The 19,800-nt window shown below is 73.6% G+C and carries 12 protein-coding genes; 4 read left to right on the top strand and 8 right to left on the bottom strand.

The annotated features are described in order from the left end of the window. Window positions 1–114: 114 nt before the first annotated feature. Window positions 115–576 carry an Rv3235 family protein gene (locus tag AC07B0_RS27375; RefSeq protein WP_478864390.1) on the bottom strand — a complete coding sequence of 154 codons (462 nt, stop codon included), beginning with the start codon at window positions 574–576 and terminating at the stop codon, window positions 115–117. A gap of 316 nt (window positions 577–892) precedes the next feature. Between AC07B0_RS27375 and AC07B0_RS27370 the strand changes: the two genes are divergently transcribed. From AC07B0_RS27370 to AC07B0_RS27360, 3 genes are all read left to right on the top strand, one after another. After that, complete coding sequence (locus AC07B0_RS27370; protein ID WP_478864391.1) at window positions 893–1,393, top strand: DUF6912 family protein; 501 nt, start codon at window positions 893–895, stop codon at window positions 1,391–1,393. Then, a complete protein-coding gene (locus tag AC07B0_RS27365) occupies window positions 1,390–2,058 on the top strand; it encodes an HAD family hydrolase (RefSeq protein ID WP_356882572.1) in 669 nt (222 codons plus the stop codon). Before AC07B0_RS27370 ends, AC07B0_RS27365 begins: the two co-directional genes overlap by 4 nt. A 366-nt stretch (window positions 2,059–2,424) precedes the next feature. Then, a complete protein-coding gene (locus AC07B0_RS27360) occupies window positions 2,425–7,392 on the top strand; it encodes an NAD-glutamate dehydrogenase (protein ID WP_478899106.1) in 4,968 nt (1,655 codons plus the stop codon). Between the two features lie 109 nt (window positions 7,393–7,501). On the opposite strand, the gene AC07B0_RS27355 is transcribed toward AC07B0_RS27360, so the two are convergent. Both AC07B0_RS27355 and AC07B0_RS27350 read right to left on the bottom strand, forming a co-directional pair. Beyond that, entirely contained in the window at window positions 7,502–8,311 is an 810-nt protein-coding gene (locus tag AC07B0_RS27355; RefSeq protein WP_478899105.1) for an ABC transporter ATP-binding protein, read from the bottom strand. Continuing rightward, window positions 8,304–9,209 carry an ABC transporter permease gene (locus AC07B0_RS27350; RefSeq protein WP_356882576.1) on the bottom strand — a complete coding sequence of 302 codons (906 nt, stop codon included), beginning with the start codon at window positions 9,207–9,209 and terminating at the stop codon, window positions 8,304–8,306. The genes AC07B0_RS27355 and AC07B0_RS27350 overlap by 8 nt, the downstream gene beginning before the upstream one ends. A gap of 160 nt (window positions 9,210–9,369) precedes the next feature. On the opposite strand from AC07B0_RS27350, the gene AC07B0_RS27345 reads away from it, so the two are divergent. Next, window positions 9,370–9,984, top strand: coding sequence for a TetR/AcrR family transcriptional regulator (locus tag AC07B0_RS27345; protein ID WP_356882578.1), 615 nt, complete (start codon window positions 9,370–9,372; stop codon window positions 9,982–9,984). Between the two features lie 37 nt (window positions 9,985–10,021). On the opposite strand, the gene AC07B0_RS27340 is transcribed toward AC07B0_RS27345, so the two are convergent. The 5 genes from AC07B0_RS27340 to AC07B0_RS27320 all read right to left on the bottom strand — a co-directional run bounded on the left by AC07B0_RS27340 (window position 10,022) and on the right by AC07B0_RS27320 (window position 19,497). Then, entirely contained in the window at window positions 10,022–12,289 is a 2,268-nt protein-coding gene (locus AC07B0_RS27340) for a bifunctional glycosyltransferase/CDP-glycerol:glycerophosphate glycerophosphotransferase (RefSeq protein WP_478864393.1), read from the bottom strand. Window positions 12,290–12,419: 130 nt separating this feature from the next. Next, the gene (locus tag AC07B0_RS27335) at window positions 12,420–13,295 is read right to left on the bottom strand and encodes a carbohydrate ABC transporter permease (protein ID WP_356882582.1); all 876 of its coding nucleotides are present in this window, start codon (window positions 13,293–13,295) and stop codon (window positions 12,420–12,422) included. Then, on the bottom strand, window positions 13,292–14,605 hold the full coding sequence (locus AC07B0_RS27330) for a carbohydrate ABC transporter permease (RefSeq protein ID WP_356882584.1): 1,314 nt from the start codon (window positions 14,603–14,605) through the stop codon (window positions 13,292–13,294). Before AC07B0_RS27330 ends, AC07B0_RS27335 begins: the two co-directional genes overlap by 4 nt. A 4-nt stretch (window positions 14,606–14,609) precedes the next feature. Further along, window positions 14,610–15,998, bottom strand: a complete 1,389-nt coding sequence (locus AC07B0_RS27325; RefSeq protein WP_478899104.1) for an ABC transporter substrate-binding protein — start codon at window positions 15,996–15,998, stop codon at window positions 14,610–14,612. Between the two features lie 118 nt (window positions 15,999–16,116). After that, on the bottom strand, window positions 16,117–19,497 hold the full coding sequence (locus AC07B0_RS27320; protein WP_478899103.1) for an FHA domain-containing protein: 3,381 nt from the start codon (window positions 19,495–19,497) through the stop codon (window positions 16,117–16,119). Between the last annotated feature and the right edge of the window lie 303 nt (window positions 19,498–19,800).

The raw sequence follows: 19,800 nt of genomic DNA, 5'->3' as shown, positions 1-19,800 counted from the left end.
GAAGCAGCGCCGGGCGGGCGGGGACGGTCGAGCCGACGGGGCCGAGCCAGCGCCGGGTGGGTTGGGACAGTGGCGCTCGGTGGGGCCGTGATCGTGGCGCCGGGTGTGGTGGGGTCAGGGGCGGGGGGAGGCGATTTCCACCGCTGCGCAGCGCCAGCGGAGGTCGGGGCCCTGTTCCAGGCGGAAGGCCATGGCCGAGACGCGGTCGCCCGTCGTGATGCGGGCGAAGGCCTCGATGACGCCCGGGCCGGGGTGGAAGCGGCCGCAGTGCCGCAGTACGGGGCGCAGGCGGTCGCGCAGGGGCCCCGTGGGGGCCAGGGTGACCAGCTGGTCGTACGCCTCGCCCACGGTGAGGCCCAGCAGCGAGTGGACGGGCCGCTGGCCGCTCAGCACCGCCAGGAGGCGTTCGGCGAACCAGTCGTGCGGGCCGGGGCGGCGCACCGGGCGCGGGGTGCCGGCGGGCCGCCGCTGGTCGCGCCGGCCCACCGGGCGGGTACGGGAGGGCGGCGAGCCGGGAGCGGTCCGGCGGCTGCGGTTCCCCTCGCCGCCGGCCGTGCCGCGCGTGGTGGTGTCCATGGCGTCTCCCCCGTACTGGCCTGGCCCGGCGGTCGTACCGGGCGGTAACTCGGTGGGGGTTTTCTACGGCCGCCGCACACGCTCCGCAACCGCCCCGCGCGGCCGGTCCGGCGGGCGGCCCGGTTCACTTATCCGGGTGGCCGCGGCCCCGCCACGGTGCGCCGGAGCCCGGGCGCGGGGACGCCGGTGGACGGGCCCGGGAGCGGCCCGGCGGGCCCGAAAGGGTACGGGCCCGTCACTCAGCCGGACGCACCGCCGGGAACGCGGCGGGCGGTCGTATCCTGAGGGCGTTTCCGACTACCGAAAGCAGCCGGCCATGCGCGTGTACGTCCCCCTGACACTCCCCGGTCTCGCCGAGGCGCACAAGGCGGGCGAGCTGGGGCCCGCCCCGCTCCGCGCCTACGCCGTGACCCCCGGGCTGCGGGAGTGGTACGTGTCGGACGACATCGAGGAGCTGGAGTACGCGGCCCTGAACCGGGCCGCCGCCGCCTCGCTGCGGCTGATCTCCGCCGACGCGGACGCCCCCCGCAAGCGGGTCGTGGTCGCGCTCGACGTCGACGACAAGGCCGCCACCGCCGCCCCCGGGGTCGACGAGGCCACCCTCGGCCAGGTGACGCTGGCCGCGCCCGTACGCCTCGCGGTGGCCGCCGCCGTGCACGTGGACGCCGACGACGCCCGCGAGGACGTCACGGCCGCCGCCGGAGCCCTCGCGGCCGCCGACGGCGGGGACGACGACGCCCGGTTCGTGGTCGACGGCGCCGAGGACCACGAGCTGCTGTGGTTCGGCGTCCAGGAGATCCCGGGGCTGCTCAAGTGACCCGCCCGGCCGACCACATCGTGTGGGACTGGAACGGCACGCTGCTGCACGACATCGACGCCGTGATAGCCGCGACCAACGCCTCCTTCGCGGAGCTGGGCTTCGCCCCGATCACCCTGGAGACGTACCGCGACCTGTACGTCGTACCGGTCCCGAAGTTCTACGAACGCCTCATGGGCCGGCTGCCCACGGACGCCGAGTGGCTCGTCATGGACGAGGCCTTCCACCGGCACTACTGGGCGGCCGCCGACGGCGCCGGGCTCGCCGAGGGCGCGCTGGAGCTGCTGCGCGGCTGGCAGGCCGACGGACTCACCCAGTCCCTGCTGTCCCTCGCACCCCACGACAAGCTCGTCCCCCTGGTGCGCACGCACGGCATCGACCGGCACTTCCTGCGCGTCGACGGGCGGACCGGCCCCTCGCACACGAGCAAGGCGGTGCACCTCGTACGCCATATGGCGGCCATGGAGGCGGCGGGAGTGAGCGCCGACCGTACGGTCCTCATCGGAGACGCGGTGGACGACGCGCTCGCCGCGGCCCACGTGGGCGCCCGGGCGATCCTCTACACGGGTGGTTCGCACAGCCGCGCAAGTCTGGAATCGGCCGGAGTGCCCGTCGTGGACAGCCTGGCCGAGGCCGTAGCCGCAGCTCGCGAACAGGCCGGATAGCGGCGGGCACGGACAGGGCCTCCGGGTCGCTGTCCAGAGTGTCAAAGTTCCACCCCCGGATTTGTACACATACAGCTCATGACGTGCCGGGGGTGGATCGGGATAGCCTGGTACCCGTGATCAGCGCGATAGTCATCGGGGGCACTGACGCCCCCGGCCCGCGCCCGGCGCACGACCGTGCCCGGGCCTTCGCTGATCCCCGCTGCCGGGACACCGTGCCGATCTTGGCCGATTCCCTCCCGGTCGGCTCATTCGACGACATAGCGTCGGCAACGATTCCTGACGGGCATCCCGCTTCGAGGCGGCACCGTGTCAGTCCTTCCTTCAACCTACGTCGCGCAATGGCGCGCGACAGGAGCCAGAGGCATGCAGACCAAGCTGGACGAAGCAAAGGCCGAGCTGCTCGCGCGGGCGGCACGGGTAGCTGAGAACAGCCCGGCCGGGGGGCTACTTCCGACTGGGTCCGACCAAGGGGAGCGCCCCGAACGGGGATCGACGCTGTCCTACCTCCAGCGCTACTACCTGCACACCGCACCCGAGGACCTGCTGGACCGGGACCCGGTCGACGTGTTCGGGGGCGCGCTCTCGCACTACCGGCTCGCCGAGAAGCGCCCGCAGGGCACCGCGAGCGTGCGGGTGCACACCCCCACGGTCGAGGAGAACGGCTGGACCTCCAGCCACTCGGTCGTCGAGGTCGTCACCGACGACATGCCCTTCCTCGTCGACTCCGTCACCAACGAGCTGTCCCGCCAGGGCCGCGGCATCCACGTCGTGATCCACCCGCAGGTCGTCGTGCGCCGTGACATCACCGGCAAGCTCATCGAGATCCTCGGCCCCGACTGCGACGCCCACGGCCCGCGCACCGAGCGCCCCCACGACTCCCTCGTCGAGTCCTGGATCCACGTCGAGATCGACCGCGAGACCGACAAGGCCGACCTCAAGCAGATCACCGCCGATCTGCAGCGCGTCCTGTCCGACGTCCGGGAGTCCGTCGAGGACTGGGAGAAGATGCGCGACGCCGCGCTGCGCATCGCCGAGGACCTGCCGGCCGAGCCGACCGCCCCCGACCTGCGCGAGTACGAGCTCGAAGAGGCCCGCGAGCTGCTGCGCTGGCTCGCCGACGACCACTTCACCTTCCTCGGCTACCGCGAGTACAACCTCGTCGACGGAGACGCCCTCGCGGCCGTCCCCGGCACCGGCCTCGGCATCCTGCGCTCCGACCCGCACCACAGCGGCAAGGACGACGGCCACCCGGTCTCGCCGTCCTTCAACCGGCTGCCCGCCGACGCCCGCGCGAAGGCCCGCGAGCACCGCCTGCTGGTGCTGACCAAGGCCAACAGCCGCTCCACCGTGCACCGCCCCTCGTACCTCGACTACGTCGGCGTCAAGAAGTTCGACGCCGACGGCAACGTCATCGGCGAGCGCCGCTTCCTCGGCCTGTTCTCCTCCGCGGCCTACACCGAGTCCGTGCGCCGCGTCCCGGTGATCCGCCGCAAGGTCGCCGAGGTCCTGGAGGGCGCCGGCTTCTCGCCGAGCAGCCACGACGGCCGCGACCTCCTCCAGATCCTGGAGACGTACCCGCGCGACGAGCTGTTCCAGACCCCGGTCGACCAGCTCCAGTCCATCGCCACCTCCGTCCTGTACCTCCAGGAACGCCGCCGGCTGCGCCTGTACCTGCGCCAGGACGAGTACGGCCGCTACTACTCCGCGCTCGTCTACCTGCCGCGCGACCGCTACACCACGGGCGTCCGGCTGCGCCTGATCGACATCCTGAAGGAGGAGCTCGACGGCATCAGCGTCGACTTCACCGCCTGGAACACCGAGTCGATCCTCTCCCGCATCCACTTCGTCGTCCGCGTCCCGCAGGGCAAGGAACTGCCGGTCCTCACCGACGCCGACGTCGAGCGCATCGAGGCCCGGCTCGTCGAGGCCGCCCGCTCCTGGGCCGACGGCTTCGGCGAGGCCCTCGTCGCCGAACTGGGCGAGGAGCGCGCCGCCGAGCTGCTCCGCAAGTACGGCACCTCCTTCCCCGAGGGCTACAAGGCCGACCACTCGCCGCGTGCGGCCGTGGCCGACCTGTGCCACCTGGAGCGGCTCTCCGCCAGCGACCGCGAGTTCGCGCTCTCGCTGTACGAGCCCGTCGGCGCCGGCCCCGGCGAGCGCCGCTTCAAGATCTACCGGACGGGCGAGCAGGTCTCCCTGTCCGCCGTCCTGCCCGTCCTCCAGCGCCTCGGCGTCGAGGTCACCGACGAGCGGCCGTACGAGCTGCGCCGCACCGACCGGGTCAGCGCCTGGATCTACGACTTCGGTCTGCGGATGCCGCTGTCCACCGGCAACGGCGACTCCTACCTCGGCGACGACGCCCGCGAGCGCTTCCAGGACGCCTTCGCGGCGGTCTGGCAGGGCGACGCGGAGAACGACAACTTCAACACCCTCGTCCTCGGCGCCGGGCTCACCTGGCGGCAGGCAGTGGTGCTCCGCGCGTACGCGAAGTACCTGCGGCAGGCCGGCTCCACCTTCAGCCAGGACTACATGGAGGACACCCTCCGCAACAACGTCCACACCACCCGGCTGCTGGTCTCGCTCTTCGAGGCGCGGATGTCGCCGGTCCGCCAGGCCGCCGGCAGCGAGCTCGTCGACGCCATGCTGGAGGAGCTCGACGGGGCCCTGGACCAGGTCGCCTCGCTCGACGAGGACCGCATCCTGCGGGCCTTCCTCACGCTCATCAAGGCGACGCTGCGGACGAACTTCTTCCAGCTGAACAGCGCCGGCGAGCAGCACTCCTACGTGTCGATGAAGTTCGACCCGCAGGCCATCCCGGACCTGCCGGCCCCGCGCCCGGCCTACGAGATCTGGGTGTACTCCCCGCGCGTCGAGGGCGTCCACCTGCGCTTCGGCAAGGTCGCCCGGGGCGGCCTGCGCTGGTCCGACCGCCGCGAGGACTTCCGTACGGAGATCCTCGGCCTGGTCAAGGCGCAGATGGTGAAGAACACCGTCATCGTCCCGGTCGGCGCCAAGGGCGGGTTCGTCGCGAAGAACCTGCCCGACCCGTCGGTGGACCGCGACGCGTGGCTCGCCGAGGGCATCGCCTCGTACAAGATCTTCATCTCGGCGCTGCTCGACATCACCGACAACATGGTCTCGGGCGAGGTCGTGCCCCCCACGGGCGTGGTCCGTCACGACGAGGACGACACCTACCTCGTCGTCGCCGCCGACAAGGGCACCGCGACCTTCTCCGACATCGCCAACGGGGTCGCCGAGGCCTACGGCTTCTGGCTGGGCGACGCCTTCGCATCCGGCGGCTCCGCCGGCTACGACCACAAGGGCATGGGCATCACCGCCCGCGGCGCGTGGGAGTCCGTCAAGCGGCACTTCCGCGAGCTCGGCCACGACACCCAGACCGAGGACTTCACGGTCGTCGGCGTCGGCGACATGTCCGGCGACGTCTTCGGCAACGGCATGCTGCTCTCCGAGCACATCCGCCTCGTCGCGGCCTTCGACCACCGGCACATCTTCATCGACCCGAACCCGGACGCGGCCACCTCCTACGCCGAGCGCCGGCGCCTGTTCGACCTGCCGCGCTCCTCGTGGGCCGACTACGACACCGCGCTCCTGTCGCCGGGCGGCGGCATCCACCCGCGCAGCGCCAAGGCCATCCCGCTGAACGCGCAGGTCCGCGAGGCCCTCGGCATCGAGGCGGGCGTCACCAAGATGACCCCGGCCGAGCTGATGCAGGCCATCCTTCAGTCGCCGGTGGACCTGCTGTGGAACGGCGGCATCGGCACGTACGTCAAGGCGACCGCCGAGACGCACGCCGACGTCGGCGACAAGGCCAACGACGCCATCCGCGTCAACGGCTCGGACGTCCGCGCCAAGGTCATCGGCGAGGGCGGCAACCTGGGCCTGACCCAGCTCGGCCGCATCGAGTTCGCCCGCACCGGGGCCGGCGGCGAGGGCGGCAAGGTCAACACCGACGCCATCGACAACAGCGCCGGCGTGGACACCTCCGACCACGAGGTGAACATCAAGATCCTGCTCAACGCGGTGGTCGCGGACGGCGACATGACCGTCAAGCAGCGCAACAAGCTCCTCGCCGAGATGACCGACGAGGTCGGCCACCTGGTGCTGCGCAACAACTACGCGCAGAACACCGCGCTCGCCAACGGCGCCGCGCAGGCCCCCAGCCTGCTCCACGCCCAGCAGCGCTTCATGCGCCGCCTGGAGCGCGCCGGACTGCTGAACCGGGCGCTGGAGTTCCTGCCCACCGACCGGCAGATCCGCGAGCTGCTGAACAACGGCAAGGGCCTGACCCAGCCGGAACTGGCCGTCCTCTTCGCCTACACGAAGATCACGGTGGCGGACGAGCTGATCGCCACCGAGCTCCCGGACGACCCGTACCTGCGCCGTCTGCTCTTCGCCTACTTCCCGGCCGCCCTGCGCGAGAAGTTCCCCGAGCAGATCGACGCACACGCGCTGCGCCGGGAGATCATCACCACCCTCCTGGTCAACGACACCGTCAACACCGGCGGTTCGACCTTCCTGCACCGCCTGCGCGAGGAGACGGGGGCCTCCACGGAGGAGATCGTCCGGGCGCAGCTCGCGGCCCGCGAGATCTTCGGCCTGGCCGACGTGTGGGACGCGGTCGAGGCGCTGGACAACGAGGTCGCGGCCTCCGTCCAGACCCGGGTGCGGCTGCACTCGCGGCGCCTGGTCGAGCGCGGTACGCGCTGGCTGCTGAACAACCGGCCGCAGCCGCTCCAGATCACCGAGACCATCGAGGTCTTCGGCGCGCGGGTGTCCGAGGTCTGGGCCGAGCTGCCCAAGCTGGTGCGCGGCGCGGACCTGGACTGGTACCGGTCGATCATGGACGAGCTGACCGGCGAGGGCGTGCCGGAGGAGCTCGCGGCCAAGGTCGCCGGGTTCTCCTCGGCGTTCCCGACGCTGGACATCGTGGCGATCGCGGACCGCACCGGGGTGAACCCGCTGGACGTGGCCGAGGTCTACTACGACCTCGCGGACCGTCTGGACATCACCCAGCTGATGGACCGGATCATCGAGCTCCCGCGGGCCGACCGCTGGCAGTCGATGGCCCGCGCCTCCATCCGTGAGGACCTGTTCGCCGCGCACGCCGCGCTGACCGCCGACGTCCTGGCGGTGGGCAACGGCACCTCGACGCCCGAGGAGCGGTTCAAGGCGTGGGAGGACAAGAACGCCGCGATCATCGGGCGGGCCCGGACGACCCTGGACGAGATCCGCGGTTCGGACGACTTCGACCTGGCGAACCTGTCGGTGGCGATGCGGACCATGCGCTCCCTGCTCCGCGCGCACAGCTGATCACCTGATCACCTGATCATCTGATCACCGATCGAACGAAGGCCCCGGCCCCGGACGTGTTCCGGGGGCCGGGGCCTTCGGCTCGTCCGGGCCGCGGGTCAGCCGCTGGTCAGGCGCGGGTGAAGGCCTCGTAGGCGTCGCAGACCTCCGCGGAGGGGCCGTCCATGCGCAGGACGCCCGATTCCAGCCAGATCGCACGGTCGCAGGTCTCGCGGACGGTGCCGATGCCGTGGCTGACGAGGAAGACGGTGCCGGCGTGCTCGCGGAGCTCCTCGATGCGGGCCTGGCTGCGGCGCTGGAAGGCGGCGTCGCCGGTGGCCAGGGCCTCGTCGATCATCAGGACGTCGTGGTCCTTGGCGGCGGCGATGGAGAAGCGCAGCCGGGCTCCCATGCCGGAGGAGTAGGTGCGCATGGGCAGGGAGATGAAGTCGCCCTTCTCGTTGATGCCGGAGAAGTCGACGATGCCCTGGTAGCGCTCGCGGATCTGGCGGCGGGTCATGCCCATCGCGAGTCCGCCGAGGACCACGTTGCGCTCGCCGGTCAGATCGTTCATCAGAGCGGCGTTCACGCCGAGGAGCGAGGGCTGGCCCTGGGAGTAGACGGCGCCGGAGGCCACCGGCTGGAGTCCGGCGATGGCCTTGAGCAGGGTGGACTTGCCCGAGCCGTTGGAGCCGATGAGGCCGATGGCCTCGCCCTTGTAGGCGGTGAAGCTGACGCCCTTGACGGCGTGCACCTCGCGGACGCCGGGGGCCGGCCCGCGGGAGAAGATCCGGCTGAGGGCCGCGGTGGCGCCGCCCTTGCCCCCGCCGGAGCCGTGGACCTTGTAGATGACGTGGACCTCGTCGGCGATGACGGTCGGCACGCGGGTGGCGGGGGCCGGCGGGGCGGCGGGTGTGGTGGGGGTCAGGGCGTCAGCCACGGCCGTACTCCTCCTCTGCCTTCCAGAAGTAGACGAACCCGCCGGCGCCGGCGAGCAGGGCCCAGCCGATGGCGACCGGCCAGACGTGGTGGGGCAGCGAGTCCGCCGTGAAGCTGTCGATCAGGGCGAAGCGCATCAGGTCGATGTACACGGCCGCCGGGTTGGCCTTGAGCAGGAGCAGGACCCAGTCCGGCAGGTGGTCCTTCCTCAGGAGCGAGTCGATCGACCACATCACGCCCGAGGAGTACATCCAGGTCCGCAGGACGAACGGCATCAGCTGGCTGACGTCGGGGTTCTTGCTGCCGATGCGGGCCATCACCATCGCGCAGCCGGCGCAGAACACCGCCATCAGGAACAGCGTCGGGAGGGCGATGAGCCAGGCCGGCGAGGGGGTCTGCCCGAAGGCCAGGAGCAGGACCACCAGCGCTCCCATGGTGACGAGCAGCTGCTGGAAGAGCTGTACGACGGAGGACAGGGGCAGGCTGGCGCGCGGGAAGTGCAGGGCGCGCACGAGCCCGAGGTTGCCGTGGACGGCGCGGGTGCCGGCGTTGACGGAGCTGCCGATGAAGTCCCAGACGAAGACCCCGGTGATCAGGAACGGCACGTAGTCCGGCACGTCGTGGCTGGCGCGCATGACGATGCCGAAGACGAAGTAGTAGACGGCCGCGTTGAGCAGCGGGGTCACCAGGTGCCAGACCTGGCCGAGCTTGGCCGTGCTGTACGTGGCGTGCATCCGGGCGGTGGCGTACGCCGTCACGAAGTGGCGGCGGTCCCAGAGCTGCGCGAGGTACCGGGGGAGGGAGGGGCGGGCGCCGCTGACGGTCAGGCCGTGGGCGGCCGCCAGCTCCGCCGCGGTCGCGTGCGCGGGGGCGGGTGGCGCGGTGGTCACGGTGGTCACGGGAGGTCGCTTTCGACGGGGTCGGGGCCTCGCGGGCGATGGGACGGTGCGATGGAACGGGTCCGTATCGTCGCTACGGCGAGGTTAGGGCGATCCACGTCGGAACGCAACCGTATCGTCGTGACGGGTGGGGGTCGGCCTGCGCGGCTATGCTCTGTGCATGACCACCGAGCCCGCCGCCGCCCCTGCCCGCCGAGCCCCCGCCGGGGCCGCCGTCCTGCGCGAGGACGTCACCGAGGCGATCCGGGCCGCGGTCGTGGACGAACTGGCCGCGGTCGGCTTCGCCCGCATGTCGATCGAGGGCATCGCCCGCCGGGCCGGGGTCGGCAAGACGGCCGTGTACCGCCGCTGGAAGTCGAAGCTGCACCTGGTGCTGGACCTGGTCGGGGCCTTCGCCGCCGACGGACTGCCCGTACCGGCCACGGGCTCGCTCTACGGGGACGTACGGGCCCTGCTGGAGGTCATGTCACACGTGCTGCGCCACCCCGTCGCCTCGGCGGTCATCCCCGACCTGCTGGTCGAGGCGGCGCGGAACCCGGAGATCGCGGACGCGGTCCGCGGAGCGCTCCTGGACGGCCAGCGCCGGCTCGCCGAGGGGATCGTCGCCGAGGCGGTAGCGCGGGGCGAGCTGCCGGAGTCGGCGAGCCCCGAGCGGGCGCTGGACCTGGCGATCGGGCCGCTGTACTGGCGGCAGGTGGTCGTACGGGACGAGGTGCCGGCGGCCTACCTCGACGGCCTGGCCCGGTCGGTGGTCGCGGGCCTGCGGGCCGCCTGAGCCGGGGCCGGGCCGTCCGGGCGGGCCGCCGGCCGGCTCAGTACGCGTACCGGTGGGCCGCCAGGGTCGGCTCCGGGGCCGGCGTCGGGGACGGGGCCGCGGGCGCCGGGCGGCGCTCCTCCAGCGGGACGACCGCCGGGAGCGGGGCGGACTGCCCGAGGAAGACGCGGCGTACGACGCGCTCGGCCGCGTGGCCGTCGTCGTGGGAACAGAACCGCGAGCGGAACGCCGCGCGCAGCTGGGCCGAGCGGGAGCCCTGCCAGTGGCCGGTGGCGAAGATGTCCACGAGCTCGTCCTCGGTGCGCGCGATCGCGCCCGGCGGGCACGCCCGCAGGTCGAAGTAGGTGCCGCGGGCGGCCTCGTACGCCTCCCAGTCGTCCGCGTGGATGACGATCGGCCGGTCCAGGGCCGCGTAGTCGAACATCAGGGACGAGTAGTCGGTGACGAGCGCGTCGGACGCGAGGCAGAGCTCCTCCACCGAGGGGTGCGCGGAGACGTCGATCAGCCGGGGGTGCGGCTCCCACGCCGGGTCGGTGTCCGCGTACGTGAGGTGGGTGCGGGTCAGCAGCGTGAAGCGCGGGCCCAGATCGCGCAGGACCCGCTCGAAGTCCAGGTGGTCGGGGCGGCTGCGCCGGTAGTCCCGGTGGGTCGGCGCGTACAGGATCGCGGTGGAACCCGGGGGGATGCCCAGGCGCTCGCGCAGTTCGAGGACGTCGGACCGGGTGGCGTGGTGGAAGGCGTCGTTGCGCGGGTAGCCGTACTCCAGCGTCGTGTACGAGGACGGCAGGGCCTTCTCCCAGACGAGGGTGGAGTGCCGGTTCGCGGAGAGCAGGTAGTCCCACTGGTCGGCGCCGCGCAGCAGCCCGGCGAAATCGGTCGTCGGGGTCGCCGCCGGGCGGTCCTGGAGGTCCAGGCCGACCCGCTTGAGCGGGGTGCCGTGCTGGGTCTGCACCAGGATCTGGCCCGGGCGCTTGACCAGGGCGCGGTCGAAGTTCACGTTCGAGGTCAGGTAGGTGGCCCGGGCCAGGGCCGTCCAGTACGCGGCGGAGCCCGGACGCAGCGCGGTGGTCTCGGGCGGGAGCGTCGCCGCGTGCCGGGGGTCGCAGATCCAGGCCGTGCGCATCCGCGGGGCCAGTTCGCGCAGCTTCGCCTCGATCGCCGCCGGATTGCAGGCGTAACCGCCGTGCCAGTACGCGGAGAAGACGGCCAGCTCCGGGCGCAGCGGCAGCAGCCGCTGGACGCGGTAGTGCAGCCGCAGGGCGCTTTCGCGCAGGCCCCGGCCCAGGACGAGGGCCCCGCCGCCGGCGGCGAGGGCGGCCGAGCGCAGCACCGACAGGACGCGGTACGTGCGCCGGACCCCCAGCCGCATCAGGGAGTGCCGCAGCCGGTCGGTGCGGCTCGGCGACAGCGGCTGCCCGCCCGGACCGGCGAGCGTCCGGTGGCGCCGCAGCAGGGCCGAGGCCCGCGCGAAGAACTCGGCGCGGGCGGCGCGCGGGAGGCGGCGCGGATCGGCGTACAGGGCGCAGAAGTGCTCGGCCATCCGCCGCTGCACGGCGGGGCGCCAGCGCTCCAGTTCGGGGCGGGTGGCCAGGTAGCCGAAGACCCGCTCGTACTGGTCGAAGATGTCGAGGTGGCGGCGGCTGGAGGTGGTGAGGATCGAGCCGGTGCGGCGCTGGCGGTAGTGCACGCAGACCCGGTCGAGGACGGCCACCGACTCCGCGGCCAGGAGCGCCGGATAGGTCCACGGGGTGTCCTCGTAGAAGCCGGGCGGGAACGCGAGGCCCTCGCGCTCCACGTACTCGCGGCGGTACGCCTTGTTCCACACCACCATCAGCATGCCGAGCAGGGCCGGGCGGTCCGCGAGGCGGAAGCTGGCCGGGCCCTCCTCGGAGAGGCGGTGCGCGAGCCGGTTGCGCACCAGCTCGCCCGTCCAGAAGGTGCGCGCGTAGTCGTAGACGAGGACGTCGGGGGAGCCGGTGGCCTTCAGCCGGTCGGTGACGGCCTGGAGGGCGCCGGGGGCCAGGGTGTCGTCGCCGTCGAGGAAGACCAGGTAGTCGCCGGTGGCCCGGGCCAGACCCGCGTTGCGGGCCGGGCCCAGGCCCAGGTTGTGCGCCAGGTGCACGGCCGTGACCCGGGGGTCGCGGGCCGCGTACTCGTCGATGATCGAACCGCAGGCGTCCGGGGAGGCGTCGTCGACCGCGATCAGTTCCAGATCCGCGTACGACTGGCTCAGGACCGAATCCAGACTCTCCTGGAGGTACGCCTGAACCTTGTACGCGGGCACGATGACGCTGAACCGGGGCACGGGACATCCAGGGGTCGGCGTGGGCATGTTGCCCAGGAACCGCGCGCGCGGCGATCGGGTTACGCAGGGTGTGGCATTCGGGTTACCCAGCGTCAACGCCGCACGTCAACACCGTGATCACGAGCGGTGCTCACTTGACCGCGCCGGCCATCACCCCCGTCACGAACTGCCGCTGGAACGCGAAGAACACGACGAGCGGCACCACCATCGACAGGAACGCCCCGGGAGCCAGGACGTCGATGTTGTTCCCGAACTGCCGTACCTGCTGCTGGAGCGCCACCGTGACCGGCGGGTGCGCCGAGTCCGCGAAGACCAGCGCCACCAGCATGTCGTTCCACACCCACAGGAACTGGAAGATGCCGAGCGAGGCGAGCGCCGGACCGCCGAGCGGCAGCACCACCCGCGCGAACAGCCGCAGTTCGCCGGCGCCGTCGAGCCGCGCGGCCTCCAGCAGTTCGCGCGGGATCTCCGCGAAGAAGTTCCGCAGCAGGAAGACCGCGAAGGGCAGGCCGAAGGCGGTGTGGAACAGCACCACGCCCGCCGTCGTCTCGAACAGGCCCACGGCCCCGAAGAGTTCGGACACCGGGATCAGCGCCACCTGCACGGGAACCACCAGCAGGCCGACGACGACCAGGAACAGCCAGTCCCGGCCCGGGAATTCCAGCCAGGCGAAGGCGTACCCGGCGAACGCGCCCAGCACCAGGACCAGCAGGGTCGCCGGGACCGCGATCGCCACCGTGCTCAGCAGCGAACCCGTGATCGTGTCGTTCTCCAGCAGCCGCGCGTAGTTCGACGCCGTCAGCCGCGACGGCTCGGTCAGCACCTGCCACCAGCCGCCCCGGTTCAGGTCCCCCGGCGACAGGAACGAGGACAGCAGCAGCCCCAGCGTGGGCAGCAGCCAGAACAGGCCGACGAGGACCAGGAAGACCCGCACCGCCCCCGACGCCACCCGCGCGGCGGCCGCCCGCCCCCACGACGTACCCCGCGTACCCGCCGTGGCGCTCATCGGGACCTCTCCTTCCGCAGCCTGCGGATGTTCACCAGCATCACCGGCACCACCAGCACCAGCAGCAGGACGGCGATGGCGCTGCCCAGCCCCGGATCGGCATCCGTCCCGAACGAGGTCCGGTACAGCTGGAGCGCGAGCACGTTCGCGTCGTCCTGGACCGCACCCGGAGCGATCACGAAGACCAGGTCGAACACCTTCATGACGTTGATGACCAAGGTGACCAGCACCACCGCGAGCACCGGCCCCAGCAGCGGCACCGTGATCCGCCGGAACACCTGCCACTCGCTCGCCCCGTCCACCCGGGCCGCCTCCAGCAGCTCGCGCGGCACGGCGGCCAGCCCGGCCCCGATCAGCACCATCGCGAACCCCGCCCACATCCACACGTACGCCCCGATCACCGCCGGGGTGACCAGCGCCGGGCCCAGCCACTCCACCCCCGCGTACGCCTCCCGGAAGTTCCCGGCGGGCAGCCGCAGCAGCGCCCCGTCCGCCTTCGCGGACAGCGCGAACGTGCCGTCGGCGCGGGTCGTCGCCGACTCCACCACCCTGCCGTCCTTCACCGCCTCGACCCGCATCCCGGCGAACGCCGACTCGGAGGGGTCCACGGTGTTCGTCGTACCGCCCCCGCCGCGGGTGAAGTCCTGCCACACCGTGCCGGTGACCTTTCCCGGAGCGGAGCCGGCCGCCTCGGCCGTGCGCGTCCCCTCGGGCAGGTCCTGCGGAGCCACCCCGACCAGCGGGAGCAGCACCGGCACCCCCGCCCGTACCGGACCGCGCGTCACGAAGGCGCCCCCCTCGGCGGGCTCCAGCGGGGAGTCCCGGCCCGGGCGGGCCCGCGGGAACGCCGAGGACTCCGCGAAGGTGTCGTGCACCCCCACCCAGACCGCGTTGGCCACCCCCCGGTCCGGGTCGTGGTCGTAGACCAGCCGGAAGATGATCCCCGCCGCCAGCATCGAGATCGCCATCGGCATGAACACCAGCAGCTTGAACGCCGTTCCCCAGCGCACCCGTTCGGTCAGCACCGCGAAGATCAGACCGAGGGCGGTGGCCGTCGTCGGAGCGAGCACCACCCACAGCGCCGTGTTCGTCAGCGCCGTACGGATCGTGTCGTCACCGAGTATCTCCCGGAAGTTCGCCCCGCCGACGAAGGAGTCGCCGGAGCGGTCGAAGAAGCTGCGGTAGACGGAGTAGCCGATGGGGTGCACGACGAGCGCACCCAGCAGGACGAGGGCCGGCAGGAGGAACGCCGCCGCCACGAGGCGACGGCGCCGGGCCTCGGCCGACTTCCGCGAAGCCGTGGCCGCCACGGGATCAGTTCCCGTAGGCCCTGGCCGCTTCCGCCTCCAGTTTCGCCTGGGCCCCCGCCACGTCCGACGGGTTCGCCAGGAAGTCCTGGAGCGCCTTCCACTCGCCCGAGCCCGGCGTACCGCCGAAGGCCGCCGGAGCCTGGTCCGACATGTCGAAGCGGAAGTCGTCGCCCGCCGCGATCAGCGCCTTCGCGATGCCCCGCTGGATGTCGTTCGGATACGCGGCCGGGTCCACGGCCTTGTTCGGGGACACGAAACCGCCCTCGCGGGCCTGGATCTCCGCCGCGTCCGGCGAGGCCAGGAACGTCAGCAGCGCCTGCGCGCCCTTCGACGGCTTCAGCGCCACCGCCACGTCACCGCCCGACACCACCGGCGCCTTCGCGCCCACCGCCGGGAACGGGAACACGAGGGCGTCCTCGCCGACCTTCGCCTCCGTCTGCCCGATGTTCACCGCCACGAAGTCGCCCTCGAAGACCATCGCCGACGCCGGCCGGTCCCCACCCGTGAACGTCTGCGTCACCGACTTCGGGAACTCCGTCGCCAGCGCCCCGCTCTGTCCGCCCGCCAGGAAGTCCTTGCGCCCGAACAGCTCGCCGAGCGTCGTCAGCGCCTGTTTCACGCTGTCGTCCGTCCACTTCAGCTCGTGCTTGGCGAGCTGGTCGTACTTCTGCGGGCCCGCCTGGGACAGGTAGACGTTCTCGAACCAGTCCGTCAGCGTCCAGCCGTCCGCCCCCGCCACCGAGACCGCCGGAGTACCGGACGCGGACAGGGTGTCCGCCGCCGCGATCAGCTCCTTCCACGTCTTGGGCGCGGTGACGCCCGCCGCCTCGAACGCCTTCGCGTTGTACCAGATCAGCGACTTGTTGGCCGCCTTGTAGTAGACCCCGTACTGGGTCCCGCCGACCGCGCCGAGGTCCTTCCAGCCCGCCGAGTAGTTCGCGTCCAGCTGCGCCTTCGCCTCCGGACCGACCGGCTGCGCCCACTTGTTCTGCACCGCCGCCGTCAGCGCCCCGACCTGCGGCAGCAGCGCCACGTCCGGCGGGGCACCACCCGCGATCTTCGTACCGAGGAAGGTGACGATCGGGTCCTGGGCCGGGACGAAGGTGACGGTCGCGCCCGTCCGCTTCTCGAACTCCTTCAGCACCTTGGTGAAGTTGGCCTGTTCCGGGCCCGTCCACACCGCCGCGACCTCCAGCTTCTCGCCGGGCAGCTTCGGCAGTTCCACGCGGGAGGCGGACGGCCGCGAACCCTGCGGGGGATCGGACTCCGGATCCTTCCCGTCCCCGCAGCCGGTGAGGGCCAGCGCCCCCGCCGCTACCAGCGCGGCCCAAGTCCCGCCGTACGCAAGACCTTTCGGCCGCTCCGGACTCCGCCGTCCCCGCTGTCCTCGCATGGTGTCGCCCCCGATGCCGTGTGGCTTTGGTGGTGTGTCCCGTGCCACAAGGTCTACGCCGCCCCGCCCACCCCCGCAATACCGCGTCACGGGGGCGCCGCCCGGGCCGGGGCGGACGTCAGGGAGCCGGCGGGAACAGCACCGGCACCGCCGACACCAGGTGGGAGGCGCGTTCCAGGGCGCTCGCCAGGAGCGCGAGGTCGGTCGGGCCGTTGCCCAGCTCCCGCACCGGCCGGCGGGCCGGCGGGTCGCCCATCCGGTCCCACTCCACCGGGACCACGGTCGGCCTCAAGGTCGCCGTCCGCGGGATCCGGCCCGTGACCCGGCCGCCCTGGAAGGGCACCGCCCGGCCGTCGGCGTACCGGAGCAGGCCGCGCCCCGGGCCCGGCTGGTCGGGCGCGCCGAGCTCGACCCGCAGCGTCGCCGCCCGGGCCGGCTCGGTGTCCGCCGTACGGTCCGGGCGGGCACTGGCCGCGATCAGGTGCACCCCGAGCCGGGCGCCTTCGCGGGCCACCGCCTCCAGGACCCGCACCACCGAACCGGCCGCCGGACGGCCCGTACTGCCCAGACCGGGAGCCACCAGCGCGTCGAAGTCGTCGACCAGCACCACCAGCCGCGGCAGCGGACTCGGACCGGCCGCCGGGTCCGTCCGCGGCGCCGAGGCCCGCAGCCGCAGCGTGCCGCTGCGCGGGGGATCCAGGTCGCCGTGCTGCTCGCCCGTCGCGGGCCGGCGCGGGGACACCATCCGTTCGGACACCGCCAGGCGCGCGTGCCACTCCGCGAAGGGCACGCCGTCCAGCAGCTCGTGGCGGCGCTTCAGCTCGGCGCCGAGGGCCTGCGCGAACTCCCGCATGCGCACCGGATCGGACGCCACCAAATGGGCCGACACGTGCGGGAGTTCCGTACAGGGCAGGAGGCCGTCGCCGCGCTCGCCGCCGGCGCCGTCGAGGAGGAGCAGGGCCAGCCGGTCGGGGCGGGCGGCCGCCGACAGGGACGCGGCGAGGGAACGCAGCAGCTCCGTCCGGCCGCTCCCGGCGGGGCCCTCCACGAGGAGGTGCGGGCCGTCGTGGACCAGCTCCGCGCCGACCGGCCCGCGCCGGCCGGCGCCCAGGACGATCTCGGCGAGCCCGCCGACCCCCTGCCCCTGGTCGGTGGCGGCGGCCCAACGGGCCATGAGGGAGGCCGGGGTGGCCCGGGCCAGCCCCAGCTCGTCCAGCAGCCGCGCGGTCGCGGGCAGGGTGGCGGCGGCCGGCCGGTACCCGCCGTCGCCGCCCGGCGCGTCCGCGCGCAGCGGGGCCAGGGCCCGGGCGAACCGCTCCGCCCACGCGGCGGAGACGGCGTCGGCGACGGCGGCCGCGCCCGGCGCCACCGGCCGGCCGCCGCTGACCGCGAAGGTCCGTACCGCGGTGGCGACGTCCCCGCTGAGCAGGGCGGCCGCGGCGCAGTCCCGGAAGGCGGGCGTGGCCGCGCAGGCGCTCTCGTACGTGGCGGCCACCGGGGAGGCGGGCGTCGCCGCCGGAGCGTCCGCGAGGGCCAGGAGGTGGATCCCGGCGGCCGGCCCGTGCGAGGCCAGTCGTCCGGTGACGTCGCGCAGGGCGCCCGCGCCGGGATCGCCGTCGAGCACGACGACCGTGCGGGGCCCCTCGTACGCGCGCGCCGCCTCCCGGACGGCGGCCGGGTCCGCGGCGGCCCAGTTCGTGCCGAGCGGGCTGTCGTCCAGCCGCCGGGTCAGCTCACCGGTCCGGGCGGCGGCCTGGTCGCGGTCGTAGGCCAGCAGCAGCCGGCAGTCCTGCCCGTGCGCGGGCCGTACGTGGGGCAGCCAGCCCAGCCAGGCCCAGTCGCGGCGGCGTTCCTGGACGGGGCGGGCGCGGTCGGCCGCGATCAGTACGATCTCCAGCCGGCCCGGCGCGTGCAGCGCGGCGAGCTGGGCCACCACCGAACGCGCCACCCCGGTCAGCCGCGCCCGCGGCCCGGCGATGCCGAGCGAGCCGGTGTCACGCAGCGCGATCCTGCTCCCGGCGCCGAGCCCCACCTCCAGCAGCCGGGGATGCCCGGCCCCGCGCGACCACAGCCGCCCGGTCGGCCCGAGCGCGGCCAGCAGCAGCGCGGCAGGGTCGTCGGCGTCGGGCACCGCCGCCACCGGGGCCTGCGGCTCCACCACCGGCTCCGGCTCGGCCTCCTCCCCGCGGACCCACTTGCGGGCCCAGGCGCCGATGCCGCGCCGTCTGGCTCCGCCGGCCCGCCGGTCGGGGTCCTCGTGGGAGCCGGAAGCGGCACCGGAGTCGGGGTCCACGCCGGCGGCCGGATCCGAGCCGGGGCGGGCACCCGTTCCGGCCGCCGCACCCGGGGCGGGGTACGTGCCCCCGGCGGGGGCCGCCGTACGCGGCGCCGCGCCCGCGGGGAGACTGCCCGCGCCGGAGCCCGCGCCCGCGCCGGATCCCGCATCCGGCCCCGGGCCGGAACCCGCGCCCGGCCCGGCACCGGAGGCCCCCGGGTCGCCTTCGCGGGCCGCGCCCCTGCCCAGGACCGGCTCCCGGCCGGAGACACCCGCACCGCGCTCCCGTACCCCGCCCGGGGCGGCGTTCCAGCCGGAGTCGCCGGAACCCGGCTCCCCGGCGCGGCCCGTGCCCGGCGCCGCGCGGTCGCCGTACGCACCCGTGCCCGTGTCCCCGCGCCCGCCCGCGCCCGCAGGCGCGGGTCCGCCGGACGTGCCGCCCGTGCCCGGGGCCGTGTTCCAGCCGGAGTCGCCCGTGCCGGGTCTGCGGGCTTCGCCCGTGCCCGGTGCCGGGTGCCCGCCGGAAGGGCTCGTGCCGGTCCCGCCCGTGCCTCCCGCGACCCCGCCGGAGGCGTCCGGCAGGGACAGGTGGCCCTCCAGGTCCGGGACCACGGTCAGGGACTCCGTACCGCCCGGGGCCAGCCGCAGCGTCGACTCGCCGATCCGCAGCAGGGCGCCCGGCGTCAGCGCGACCGGCCGGGCCCCCACGGGCGTGCCGTCCAGCGTCGTGCCGTTCGTGGAGCCGAGGTCGGCCACCGCCACCCGCCCGTCCGCCCGCACGGTCACCGTGCAGTGCAGCCGTGACACGTCCGGGTCGTCCAGCGGCACGTCCGCGTCCGCCGAGCGCCCGATCCGTACCGATCCGGGGTGCAGCAGGTGCACCCCGCCCGCGTCCGGGCCGGCCACCACGTGCAGCTGCGGGGCGTCGGGGCCGTCGCCGGGCAGGGCGTCGGAGTCCGGCAGCGGCGTGTGCAGGGCCAGTACCGCCCCGTCCACCAGCGGGGGCTCGCCGAGGACGGCCCGTTGCGGGTCGAGCCGCTGCGAACCGGCGTACAGCACGACCGTGCCGCCGGTGTCGGGGCCGCCCGCGGTCGCGGCCAGCCCGGAGGCGACCGCGGCCAGCGGGGTACCGGCGGGCGCGGTGACGAGTACGTCACCACTGGCCGGCGCGGTGGCGCTCTGGTGGCCGCTGCGCGACCCAAGGACGGTCAGCCGGATCTGCATCGCCGTCAGCGGTCCCTTCTGCGCGGAGCGCAGTGCACGGTGCGTGCGCCCGGCAGGGGGAACGGCGGGACATGCCTGCCCGATCACCCCCCACCCGGCACGGACGCGTCGTCCGGTCAGGTATGCCGGAAGGCAGGGCTCCCGTCCCGTGCCGTTCCGTACGGGTGCATCCTCGCACCTGTCACACACAACACGCCCGGCACCCGGCAACAAATGATCTTGATCGGTCCGCAGGGGTGCGATCGGCGAACAAATCCGGACAGGCCGCCGGAGGAAATCCGAGGGAAAACGCCCCCGGCATAC

The sequence above is a fragment of the Streptomyces sp. NPDC044704 genome (assembly GCF_056433525.1).
The sequence above is the reverse complement of the archived record's forward strand: the minus strand, read 5'-3'. Positions and strand labels throughout refer to the sequence as shown.